The following is an 11949-nucleotide window of genomic DNA, read 5'->3' as shown; positions in this document are numbered from 1 at the left end:
GATAAATATTCATTAGTCATCATGGTTACCTGAGGCCTTTTAACCTTATCAAGAAGTTTCTTCATTTTCAGGGAATTCTTTATTTCTGATCGTATTGGAATCAATTGAACCAGAGCGATCAACTACTTTCTTCTTGACTTCTTCTTGCAATTCTGGATGAACCCATTTTTTTTCTTTTAACGGTTTTTCAGATTTAGTAGTTAAGCCTTTAAAAAAATTTAAAAAGCCATTACCAAGTAAAGCAAAACTTTGACCGAGCTGCTTAAAAGATTCAAACCATCTTTGGAAAGATCCAATCCGCTTTTTTTCTTCAGAACTTAGTTGATACCACCTAGTTTGAATAATTTCTAAACTCATTTTCCCATACAAAATTGCCATAGAAATAACAAGTAAATTTATTGAACCTCTTAAAAGATCATTCTCCACTAAAAGAAATAATCCTAAAAATAAAAAAAGTCCTGCCATTAACCAATCTCTTGGCCTACTTAATTCGACAAGCATTAAAGGTAAAGCTAATATTACAAGCCCAACAAAAAGAAATAAGTATCCAGAAATAGAAACAACCATATTTTTTCAATATGAGTTTATTTTGTAGTGAGGGCAGCTTATTGAACAACTAAAAATCATGCGTCAGAAAAAGAGAATTTCAAATGTCTAAATTACAAATACGAAAATCACATTAATCTTTTTACGATCACGAATCAAAAATAGTCTTTAAATAGCCATCAATGAGCTGCTAGAATCAACTCACAATCGGTGAAAACCTTTGGCCCACCTGGCGGAATTGGTAGACGCGCTGGTTTTAGGTACCAGTGACTTTATGTCGTGGGAGTTCAAGTCTCCCGGTGGGCATTTTTGAATTAAGCTGTACAGGCTAAATTAATCTCAATCACATCAAGCAATGGCCCAGTGCTTATCGAGGTCTGACAAAAATAAGGCAACGAAAAAACTGAAGTCATTACGCGACTGGCAAAATGAGATCCAAGAATATCTTGATCCGCCCAAGCCTTTAAACGTAACTTTAGGTCTTTTCTTTGGTGGATATTTTCTTGCAATAGTCAGTGTTTGGCAGTGGTATCAGGGGAACTGGCCGTTACCTATTTTGGTTGCATTAGCTTTTTTGGCTCTTCATATGGAAGGCACCGTCATTCATGACGCCTGTCATAATGCTGCCCATCCAAATAAATGGATCAATCAATTCATGGGGCATGGGTCAGCAATATTACTAGGTTTTAGTTTCCCAGTTTTCACAAGAGTTCATCTAGAGCATCACAAATACGTTAATGACCCCAACAACGACCCAGATCACATAGTTAGCACCTTTGGTCCTATTTGGTTAATTGCTCCAAGATTTTTTTATCATGAATATTTTTTCTTTGAGCGAAAACTTTGGAGAAAGTTTGAACTAATGCAATGGGGAATTGAAAGAGGAATATTTATTTGCATAGTCATTGCTGGAATTAAATATAATTTTATGAATGTTATTTATAATTTATGGTTTGGACCAGCATTAATGGTTGGAGTCACTTTAGGAATATTTTTTGATTACCTACCACATAGACCATTCCAGTCTAGAAATAGATGGAAAAATGCAAGAGTTTATCCAAGTAAGCTTATGAACTTGCTAATAATGGGGCAAAATTATCATTTAGTTCATCATTTATGGCCCTCAATTCCATGGTTTGAATATAAACCAGCTTACGAAGCCACAAAACCACTTTTAGATCAAAAAGGTTCACCTCAAAGAATGGGAATTTTTGAAACCAAAAAAGATAGTCTAAATTTTCTATATGATGTTTTACTTGGAATCAGAAGTCACAAAGAAAGAAGAAGTAAAATGAGACCAATAGCAAGAATATTACCAAAAAATAATTGGAGGAGAAGATATATAAAATTAATTCATAAAACAAGAATCAGAACAGAAAGTAAAAGATGATTCCTAAATTTAAAGTATTTTGGGAACTCTAAAAAAATCACCTTCCCGATGAGGTGCTTGATTGAGAAGATCTTCTCTTGAACAATTAACTTCAACCAAATCCTCCCTTATGACATTAACTACCTCTACAGCTCTAGTAGTAGGAGGGATATTTTCAGTATCTATTTCTTGCAGTTGATCAACATAAGAAAGGATTTCTTCTAGTTGCTCTGTATAAGTTTCTATTTGATCTTCGGGAAGTTCTAAACGAGCTAACTTTGCAACCTTACGAACATCAGATAAAGAAATTTTAGTCATAGTTATGCTTAGGAAAATCTCAAGATCTTTAGATAAATAAGAGGAGACCAAATTAGTAAAAGATCTTGCTGCTTTCGTTTAGACAAATAGGTTTACTTATCATTCTGCCATCTTAATGCCTTTTACGAAATCCTTAGTGTTAGTAAATTGCTCAGAAAAATAGAGAAATCTATTTTTTAGTAATTAATATGGATTGAAAGAAATAAAAAGCAAATCTCACTTCTCACAAAAGAATTCTTCTCCAGGCCATCTCATTTGGTCGCACCTAACTTAATTGGTTGTTTTTTAATTAAGCGCATATCAAAAAAAAGCTATCTTGCTGGTGTAATTGTTGAAACTGAGGCTTATTCACAAGAAGAACCTTCATGTCATGGTTTCTCAGGTAGAACTCGAAGAAACGAAACCCTTTTTGGTGAACCTGGTAACTTTTACATATACCTATCTTATGGAATTAATAGTTGTGTAAATATTGTTACAGGGAAGAAAGATTGGGCAAATGGCGTACTTCTGCGATCGATAGCAATAAGAGGAGAAAACGAAAGAATTGCTTCTGGACCAGGGTTATTGGCAAAGAGGTTTGGATTAGATAGGAATTATAACAATTTAACCTTGTTACCTGAAAATGATTTTTGGTTAACAGATGGAGAAAATTTGACACAGATGGGAAATATTGTTCAAACCACAAGAATTGGCATATCTCAAGCTAAAGATATACCTTGGCGTTGGTACCTCAAAAGTAGTAGAAGTGTTAGCAAAAGGGAAAAAGGAGATCGAATTCCTCCAAAAAATAAATGTTGGGCCCCATCCTCATTTGAGGGATTATGAATAATTGGAAACATAATCACATACTTGATCTCTCTTCGTTTTCTTTAGAGGATTACGACACAGTTTTAGAATTAACAACAAGATTTAAAGATGTCCATACATCAAGTTCTAGAAAACTTCCTGCACTTCAAGGACGATTAATCTCTAACTTGTTTTTCGAGCCAAGTACCAGAACTCGAACAAGCTTTGAGCTTGCAGCGAAAAGGCTATCTGCTGATGTTCAAAATTTTTCCGTATCTACAAGTTCTTTAAGCAAAGGAGAGACGCCTTTAGACACTATTCTCACATATATCTCAATGGGAGCTGATATTTTAGTAATTAGGCATGAGTCAACTAACGTTCCCGCTGAGTTAGCTAATTACGTAGACAAAAATAACATTAATACATCCATTCTTAATGCAGGTGATGGGTTTCATAGTCATCCAAGTCAAGGCCTTTTGGATTTATTTACACTTGCTACTTTCTTTAATCCAAATGAACCATCCACTAATAGTCTTTTAAATAAAAAGATCACGATAGTTGGAGATATTCTTCATTCTAGAGTTGCACGGTCAAACCTTTGGGCTCTGACTGCATGTGGGGCTAACGTAACGTTATGTGGTCCTCCAAGTCTTCTTCCAGACGAATTTAATGATTTTGTTTTAAACCCTCCGCCTGGACAAAAATTTGATCCAATTTATAAAAGAGGTTCTGTTTATATCGAAAGATCACTAAAAGATGCATTAAAAGCTTGTGATGCTGTTATGACACTTCGCTTACAGAAAGAAAGAATGAAGCAAAATTTGATTACAGATATTGATAGTTATTATGCACAATATGGAATAACACATGAAAGTTTAAAATGGTGTGAAAAGAACGTTCCTGTTCTACACCCTGGACCAGTCAATAGAGGAATCGAAATAAGCAGTCAATTAGTTGAAGACAATTCAATCAATCTTATAAGTAAACAAGTAGAAAATGGAATCCCAACAAGAATGGCACTATTATATTTACTAGGGTTAAATAAAAATAATTAGTTATATTTATAAGAGTTTCAGTCCCTCTGAAAAAAGGCCATAAACTATTCCAATTCTAAACATATCAAAAACTCTTACAAGTATTATCGGTTTTCCAGATTGGAGGAAAATAAATCTGGCCTTAATTAATATCTCTAAAAAAATTAATGTAATAAAGGCTCCAACTGGATCCATCAATGCTAATACACCATTAATCATACCTAAAGAACTTCCTATAAAAAACCCTATCAAAAATATTATTAATAATAATGAATACCTTCTCCAAGGATTTTTAGCCCAAGTTGCCAACCTGCTAATAATCTTTGCAGATGATTTATATAAAATTGTTGTCTGCATTCTTGGAGGCATAAGATAAAAACAAATAAATTACTTTAGACTTCAGTAAACAAATCAACATAAAAATAATAAATGAAAGATCATATAAAGCAAATAAAATATCTTCAATCAAAATACAAAACAAATAAAAACATCAAATTTCCTTTAAAAATATTCAAAATTAATAATATATAAAATTAGATAATTATCTTTTTAAAGGTCTATTTGATATAAAGTCTTTTTATCATGAATAACTCTACTCCTTTATCAGGAAAAAAAATATTAGTTGCTGTTACAGGAAGTATTGCAGCTGTAAAAGCTCCTATTCTGGTAAGTCGCCTAATTCAAGCTGGGGTAGAAGTTAGGTGCGTCATAACGCAAAGCGCAGCAAAATTAGTTAGCCCATTGTCTTTATCTACTTTAAGCAGAAATAAGTGTTACCAAGATAAGGATCAATGGGAAGACAATCAAACAAAGCCTTTGCACATTGCTTTAGCTGAATGGGCAGAACTAATTATTGTTGCACCTATGAGCGCAACATCTTTATCCAAATTTACTAGTGGAAATGCTGAAGGACTTCTAGCGAGCATTCTCTTAGCTGCTCAATCACAAATAGTTATTGCTGCTGCAATGAACACTTCAATGTGGTCAAATCAATCAGTACAAAAGAATTGGAATTATGCAAAATCTCTAGCCCAAGTCATTAGCCTTGAACCTAGTGAGGGACTATTAGCTTGCGATAGAATTGGTGAAGGGAAGATGGTTAATTTAGATATTATCGAATTAGCCTCTGAAAGTGCATTTATTTTTCGTGCACAAAATAAACTACTTACCAAAGATCTAAAAGGAACAAGGTTTCTTGTATCAGCTGGGCCTACTGTAGAAACCCTTGATGCCGCAAGACAATTAACAAATCGAAGCAGTGGTCGGATGGGGGTTTTAATAGCTCAAGCTGCAAAATTAAGAGGCGCAAAGGTCGATTTAGTGCATGGGCCAATAAGTATTCAAAAAGAACTTCTTGAGGGACTAAATACTTATCCAGTTAGGAGCTCAACTGAAATGGGAGAAAAAATTGATGATTTACAACCTTTAGCTCAAGTCATTGTTATGGCTGCAGCAGTATCAGATTTCAAAAAAAATAATCCAAGTGAGAAAAAAGTCTCAAAAGAAATTTTTTTAGAGTCTATTTTTGAAGAATTAGTGTTAACACCGGACCTGATCAAAAATCAAACCAAAAAGAAATTAGAAAATCAAATTTTTTTGGGTTTTGCTGCCGAAACAGGAAGTGATAAAGAAATTATTGAAAAGGGAGAAAATAAAAGGGTTATTAAAGGTTGTGACCTTCTCATGGCCAACCCCATTGACAAAGCTGGGCAAGGATTTGATAAAAACTTCAATAGTGGCTTTTTGTTAGGTCCAAAAAACATCGTCAAAAACTTATCTTTTTCAACAAAACTTTCAATATCCCATCAACTTTTAGATGAAATTCGAAATATAAAATCGAAAATTTATTGAAATTTTTCAAATTTGTTTTTTTTCAAAAATCAGAGCCTGAATGCCAAAAAAGACTGCCGCAAAAGGGTTTTGAATGAAATCGTAGTACTAAATTCACTAAAGCAAAAGCTACGGGTTGTATAGAGCTATCAAATGCTTGTGATAAGAAGTATTTGACACCTGTAATATCCCAACTGAATTAATTGGGCGGTTTCGACCGCAGTCATCTAGCCCTCTCATGCGATTTCGTCCTCTGCTGGCTTTGATGCTGGCTTTTTGTCTCACCTTTACAACTCTCCCATCAAGCGCTTCTGCAGCTTTAAAAGGGCGCGAGCAAGGTAACGCTCGTTTTGGCAATGTTGTTAATACTGGCCAAGCCGATGCTTGCACTGTTTTGCCAGCGGGTTCATCAGGTTCTATTAATGCTGATGGCCAATTTAAAAGCTTATGCCTTCAACCAACAGAAGTTTCAGTAAAACTTCCAGGTAACAAGCGAAACAAATCTGATTTTGCAATAGCAAAAATTATCAGTCCTCGCTTCAATACAAGTCTTGATGAAGTTTATGGAGATCTTTCTGGAGGGAAATTCACTGAAAAAGGTGGTATTGACTTCTCTCTCATTACAGTTCTAGCTCCTAATGGAGAGGAATTTCCTTTTGCTTTCTCTGTTAAGGAGATGGTTGCTGAATCAAAAAAAGGAAAATCAATTGAACCAGGAGCTGAATTCTCAGGTCCAACAACAACTCCAAGTTATAGATCTGCAGACTTTCTTGATCCAAAGAGTCGCGCTAAATCAACAGGTGTTGAATATGCTCAAGCTCTCATTGCTCGTGGTGGTGATGATGAGGATCTTGCAAGAGAAAATGTTAAAGATGATCTAGGCGGTAAAGGTGAAATAACACTTACTGTCGATAGTGTTGATGCAGACACTGATGAATTTGGTGGCCAATTTGTTGCTATCCAACCTTCAGACAATGACCTTGGATCAAAAGATCCTGTTGATATCAAAATTAAAGGTATTTTCTATGGTCGCAAAGCCTAAAATAAGCATCTTAGTCAATTTTAAAAGGGGGGTAAAACCCTCTTTTTTTTTGGGTTGAATTTAATGAAAACAATTTCGCAAATATGGGCCCTTAATCTGGGAGAATTTGCCGGTTACTTCAAGGGAAAATGACTAGCAAGCAAAGTTCTAATAAAAATCTCGAAGGTTTGATCAAACCGTACGGTGGAAAACTTATAAACCTTATGGCAGCTGATCAAGAAGCAAAAGAGTTAAAAAAAAATTCTATTAAAACTTTAAATTGTTCAGATAGAAATGCTTGTGATATTGAACTTCTTTTGATAGGTGCTTTTTCTCCTTTGAATGGTTTCATGAGTGAGAAAAATTACAACTCAGTTGTTAAACAAAATCGACTCGAATCAGGTTTTCTTTTTGGTTTACCAATTGTGATGGATACAGATAGAGAAGATATAAATCCAGGAGATTCAGTTTTACTCAACTATAAAAGTCAAGAACTAGCAATTTTAGAAGTTCAAGAAAAATGGACACCTGACAAGGTTATTGAGGCCAAATTTTGCTATGGAACAACTTCTTTGGAGCATCCAGCTGTAAGAATGATTTCTATGGAGAGGAAAAAATATTATCTAGGAGGATCAATAAAAGGTCTAGAATTACCTGAAAGAGTTTTTACTTGTCAAACTCCTGCTCAAGTTAGGGATAACCTTCCCTCTGGAGAAGATGTAGTTGCATTTCAGTGCAGGAATCCAATTCATAGAGCCCATTATGAGCTTTTCACAAGAGCCTTAGAAGCTAAGAATGTCAGTAAAAATGGTGTTGTTCTTGTTCACCCAACTTGTGGACCAACTCAAGAAGATGACATCCCTGGATCAGTAAGATTTCAAACCTATGAAAAACTTGCCTCTGAAGTAAATAATCCAAAAATTAGGTGGTCATATCTACCTTATTCGATGCATATGGCTGGGCCAAGAGAGGCTCTGCAGCACATGATTATTAGAAGGAATTATGGATGTACCCACTTCATAATCGGAAGAGATATGGCTGGCTGTAAGTCATCTCTAAGCGGAGAAGATTTTTATGGTCCATATGATGCTCAAAATTTTGCAAACGAGTGCTGCGAAGAATTAGGCATGCAAACAGTTCCATCTTTAAATCTTGTATTTACAGAGGAGCAAGGCTACGTAACCGCTGATTATGCCAAAGAAAAAGGATTACACATAAAAAAATTGAGCGGCACTCAATTCAGGAAAATGCTTAGAAGTGGAGAAGAAATTCCTGAATGGTTTGCATTTAAAAGCGTCGTTGATGTACTAAGAGCCGCATAGTTGGACCTAATCCTATTAAACTCTTTACAGATATAGAAGAACATTGAACAAACGCTGGAGAAACATTGGTCTTTATGTCCTAATTGTCGTAGTTGTGATTTTTGTTGGAAGTGCTTTTTTCGATAAGCCAAGTTCGACAAAAGCATCTAGGACACTTAGATATAGCGACTTCATAGAAGCTGTTCAAGAGAGACAGGTCAGCAGAGTACTTATATCTCCAGACAAAGGTACAGCTCAAATTGTTGAAAGTGATGGAAACAGAGCTTTGGTTAATTTGGCTCCCGATCAAGAATTACTACAACTATTAACCGACAATGACGTGGATATTGCTGTACAACCAACTACTCAAGCAAATCCTCTTCAACAAGCTGCTAGTAGCCTTATTTTCCCAATACTTTTACTAGGAGGTCTGTTTTTTCTATTCAGAAGAGCTGGTTCTGGTGGTGGTGGAAATCCAGCAATGAGTTTTGGAAAAAGTAAAGCAAGGCTTCAAATGGAGCCAGAAACGAAGATTACTTTTGGAGACGTAGCCGGTATTGAAGGAGCAAAACTTGAACTTACAGAAGTAGTTGATTTCTTAAAAAATCCTGATCGCTTTACAGCTGTCGGGGCGAAAATCCCTAAAGGTGTTTTATTAGTTGGCCCTCCAGGTACTGGTAAAACTTTGCTTGCAAAGGCCGTAGCAGGTGAAGCTTCAGTTCCCTTCTTTTCCATATCCGGTTCTGAATTTGTAGAAATGTTTGTTGGAGTTGGTGCTAGCAGAGTAAGGGATCTTTTTGAACAAGCTAAAAAGAATGCCCCCTGTATAGTTTTTATTGATGAAATTGATGCTGTAGGTCGCCAGCGTGGAGCAGGCCTTGGAGGAGGTAATGATGAAAGAGAACAAACACTCAACCAGCTGTTAACAGAAATGGATGGCTTTGAAGGAAATTCAGGAATAATAATTGTTGCCGCAACTAACAGACCTGACGTGCTTGACTCAGCACTAATGCGACCAGGAAGATTTGACAGGCAAGTGACAGTAGATAGACCTGATTACTCCGGGAGATTGCAAATACTGAAAGTTCATGCAAGGAGCAAAACTCTTTCAAAGGGAGTTGACCTTGATCAAGTAGCAAGAAGAACACCTGGTTTTACTGGGGCAGATTTAGCAAATCTATTGAATGAAGCTGCGATACTAGCTGCTAGAAAAGAATTAACAGAGGTCAGCAATGAAGAAATAGGTGCTGCAATTGAAAGAATTATGGTTGGCCCCGAGAAGAAAGACACAGTTATTAGTGAAAAGCGTAAAAGACTAGTTGCTTATCATGAAGCTGGCCACGCCGTAGTTGGTGCTGTAATGCCAGATTACGACCCTGTACAAAAAATCTCAATCATTCCTAGAGGTCAGGCTGGTGGTTTGACTTTTTTCACGCCCAGTGAAGAAAGAATGGAATCTGGTCTTTATTCAAGGTCTTACCTACAAAATCAAATGGCTGTTGCTCTTGGAGGAAGAGTTGCAGAGGAAATTATTTACGGAGAAGACGAAGTAACTACTGGAGCCTCAAATGATCTTAAGCAAGTAGCTTCAGTTGCCAGGCAAATGATCACTAAATTTGGCATGAGTGATAAATTAGGTCCTGTAGCTCTTGGTCGATCACAAGGTGGTATGTTCCTTGGTCGTGACATCTCTGCCGAACGAGATTTTTCGGAAGATACAGCTGCAACTATTGATTCAGAAGTTTCAGTTCTTGTTGAAATTGCATATGAAAGAGCTAAAAAAGCTCTAAATGATAACCGTCAAGTACTTGAAGAGTTGACAGCAATGCTTATGGAAACTGAAACCGTTGATTCTTTAGAGTTCCAGGATTTGTTAATTCGCCATGAAGTTAAAGTTGCAGAGTATGCTTAGTCTAAAAATATAATTTTTGGAAGTTAAGCAAAATAATTTAATAAAATCCCTTAGAATACAGCCACTTATAGTTGTAATTAGACTCGAGAATAATTTTTTTAATATCTCAGACAAAAGAGAAAATTTACTTTTAAAAATTGAGAAACTCTCAAATTGTGGTATAAAAAATATAGAAATAGGATGGGATTCAAATCCTGAATGGGTAAATTTGATCTTACAAATAAAAAAGAAATTCAAATCAATTAACATAGGAGTTGCATCAATTACATCGAGACAATCTTTAGACTCAATTCGCTCATTAGATATAAATTATTCCATGAGTCCATACTTTAATAAAGAAATTCATCTAAAAGCTATAAAATATAATCAATTAGTCATTCCAGGAATATCTAATATTGAAAATTTCAAAGAAGCAATCAATCTGGGATATAAAATTGTAAAAATCTATCCTGCATCAAAATTAGGAGTTAAATTTATAAACGAACTACAGGGCTTTAAAAAAAAGGATATGTTTTTTATTGGTGCAGGTGGAATTAAAAGTAAAAATTTAAAAAGTTTACTAAAACTTGGATACGATGCATTAGTGATCGGTAAAGAATTACGAAATCAAAAACCTGATAAAGATCTAAAGATATGGCTAAAAAATTGTTGAGAATCTATTCTAAAAACCAATAATTTATTATTTAGAAATAATCAGTACATTGGCCTTTTTGCCTAAGTAAATGATCAGCTAAAACTAGCGCAACCATTGCTTCAACCATTGGAACTGCCCTTGGCAAGACACAAGGGTCATGTCTTCCTGTTGCCTTGAGAGTTGTTGCATTACCATCCTCATCAATTGTCTTTTGACTTTTCCTAATAGTTGCTGTTGGTTTAAAGCCAACTCTCAGAACTATATTCTCACCATTAGTTATACCTCCTTGAATTCCCCCTGAATTATTAGTAGCAGTTTTCAATTGATCAGAATCCGATGGTAAAAAAGGATCATTATGTTCACTACCTTTCAAATAAGTACCTCTAAAACCTGACCCTACTTCAAAAGCTTTAGTAGCAGGCAAAGACATTAATGCCTTTGCTAAGTCAGCCTCTAACTTATCAAAAACAGGCATGCCAAGACCTACTGGCGGATTTCGAACCACACATTCTATTACTCCTCCACAGGAGTCTCCTTCTTTACCAAACGCCTCAACTCTCTGAATCATTAAATCTGCAGCTGATTGATTTGGACATCGAACAATATTTTTCTCAATCTCGTCATAAGTCACTTCACTCGGAAGAATCTCAGCTTCAATATTGTGAATTCTCTTTACCCATGCAAGTATTTCCGTATTTGCAGCCTGAGTGAGGAGTTGCTTTGCAATAGAGCCTGCGGCAACCCTACCTATCGTCTCTCTTGCCGATGCTCGCCCACCTCCACTTAAAGCCTGAATTCCATATTTTTTCTGATATGTAGCATCAGCGTGAGATGGTCTAAAAGTTTTTTTAATTTCAGAATAATCCTTAGGCCGATGATCTTTATTTCTTACAACCATGGCAATTGGTGTTCCTAAGGTTTTGTTCCCTAAAAGACCACTAAGAATTTCTACTTCATCACTTTCGTTTCTTGGAGTAGTGATTTTGCTTTGTCCGGGCCTCCTTCGATTGAGATCATTCTGTATTTGATTTATATCAAGCACCAACCTTGGTGGACATCCATCAATAATTACACCAACGCCTCCGCCATGTGATTCGCCAAAGGTGCTGATATTAAAAAGTTTTCCGAAACTACTTCCCATGAATAAACCTATCTACAAAATGTTAATCAATACTTACTAAAAAATAAACCAACAATG

12 protein-coding genes and 1 tRNA gene are annotated in these 11949 nt (G+C 35.7%); 9 read left to right on the top strand and 4 right to left on the bottom strand.

Translation table 11 applies throughout. From position 1 onward, the window contains the following. Nucleotides 1-48: 48 nt before the first annotated feature. Nucleotides 49-567, bottom strand: a complete 519-nt coding sequence (locus tag O5633_RS09905; protein WP_269609544.1) for a hypothetical protein — start codon at nt 565-567, stop codon at nt 49-51. Nucleotides 568-769: 202 nt separating this feature from the next. On the opposite strand from O5633_RS09905, the gene O5633_RS09900 reads away from it, so the two are divergent. After that, nucleotides 770-852, top strand: a tRNA-Leu gene (locus tag O5633_RS09900). Between the two features lie 49 nt (nt 853-901). Next, nucleotides 902-1936 (top strand): beta-carotene hydroxylase, encoded by a 1035-nt coding sequence (gene crtR / locus O5633_RS09895; protein ID WP_269609543.1) that lies wholly within the window; start codon nt 902-904, stop codon nt 1934-1936. Between the two features lie 9 nt (nt 1937-1945). Here crtR and gatC read toward each other — a convergent pair whose 3' ends face one another. Then, the gene (gatC, locus tag O5633_RS09890; protein WP_269609541.1) at nt 1946-2233 is read right to left on the bottom strand and encodes an Asp-tRNA(Asn)/Glu-tRNA(Gln) amidotransferase subunit GatC; all 288 of its coding nucleotides are present in this window, start codon (nt 2231-2233) and stop codon (nt 1946-1948) included. Between the two features lie 255 nt (nt 2234-2488). Between gatC and O5633_RS09885 the strand changes: the two genes are divergently transcribed. Both O5633_RS09885 and O5633_RS09880 read left to right on the top strand, forming a co-directional pair. Then, nucleotides 2489-3058: a DNA-3-methyladenine glycosylase gene (locus tag O5633_RS09885; RefSeq protein WP_269609540.1), complete on the top strand. Its 570-nt coding sequence runs from the start codon at nt 2489-2491 to the stop codon at nt 3056-3058. Continuing rightward, complete coding sequence (locus tag O5633_RS09880; RefSeq protein WP_269609539.1) at nt 3055-4074, top strand: aspartate carbamoyltransferase catalytic subunit; 1020 nt, start codon at nt 3055-3057, stop codon at nt 4072-4074. Before O5633_RS09885 ends, O5633_RS09880 begins: the two co-directional genes overlap by 4 nt. Nucleotides 4075-4080: 6 nt before the next feature. Here O5633_RS09880 and O5633_RS09875 read toward each other — a convergent pair whose 3' ends face one another. Then, nucleotides 4081-4410, bottom strand: coding sequence for a DUF565 domain-containing protein (locus O5633_RS09875; RefSeq protein WP_420063614.1), 330 nt, complete (start codon nt 4408-4410; stop codon nt 4081-4083). A gap of 225 nt (nt 4411-4635) precedes the next feature. Here O5633_RS09875 and coaBC point away from each other — a divergent pair, with 225 nt between their 5' ends. The 5 genes from coaBC (at nt 4636) to O5633_RS09850 (ending at nt 10769) form a co-directional block, all read left to right on the top strand. Next, complete coding sequence (gene coaBC, locus O5633_RS09870) at nt 4636-5904, top strand: bifunctional phosphopantothenoylcysteine decarboxylase/phosphopantothenate--cysteine ligase CoaBC (RefSeq protein ID WP_269609527.1); 1269 nt, start codon at nt 4636-4638, stop codon at nt 5902-5904. A gap of 217 nt (nt 5905-6121) precedes the next feature. Beyond that, nucleotides 6122-6925: a photosystem II manganese-stabilizing polypeptide gene (locus tag O5633_RS09865; protein WP_038651072.1), complete on the top strand. Its 804-nt coding sequence runs from the start codon at nt 6122-6124 to the stop codon at nt 6923-6925. A 128-nt stretch (nt 6926-7053) separates the two neighbouring features. Next, a complete protein-coding gene (gene sat / locus O5633_RS09860) occupies nt 7054-8226 on the top strand; it encodes a sulfate adenylyltransferase (protein ID WP_269609525.1) in 1173 nt (390 codons plus the stop codon). Between the two features lie 43 nt (nt 8227-8269). Next, nucleotides 8270-10117 (top strand): ATP-dependent zinc metalloprotease FtsH, encoded by a 1848-nt coding sequence (gene ftsH, locus O5633_RS09855; protein ID WP_269609524.1) that lies wholly within the window; start codon nt 8270-8272, stop codon nt 10115-10117. Nucleotides 10118-10133: 16 nt separating this feature from the next. Then, nucleotides 10134-10769 carry a bifunctional 4-hydroxy-2-oxoglutarate aldolase/2-dehydro-3-deoxy-phosphogluconate aldolase gene (locus O5633_RS09850; RefSeq protein ID WP_269609523.1) on the top strand — a complete coding sequence of 212 codons (636 nt, stop codon included), beginning with the start codon at nt 10134-10136 and terminating at the stop codon, nt 10767-10769. Between the two features lie 31 nt (nt 10770-10800). Here O5633_RS09850 and aroC read toward each other — a convergent pair whose 3' ends face one another. Then, entirely contained in the window at nt 10801-11892 is a 1092-nt protein-coding gene (gene aroC / locus O5633_RS09845) for a chorismate synthase (protein WP_269609521.1), read from the bottom strand. Nucleotides 11893-11949 lie beyond the last annotated feature (57 nt).

Origin of the sequence: Prochlorococcus marinus str. MIT 1013, assembly GCF_027359395.1 — a bacterium.
Lineage (GTDB): Bacteria > Cyanobacteriota > Cyanobacteriia > PCC-6307 > Cyanobiaceae > Prochlorococcus_B > Prochlorococcus_B marinus_E.
The sequence above is the reverse complement of the archived record's forward strand: the minus strand, read 5'-3'. Positions and strand labels throughout refer to the sequence as shown.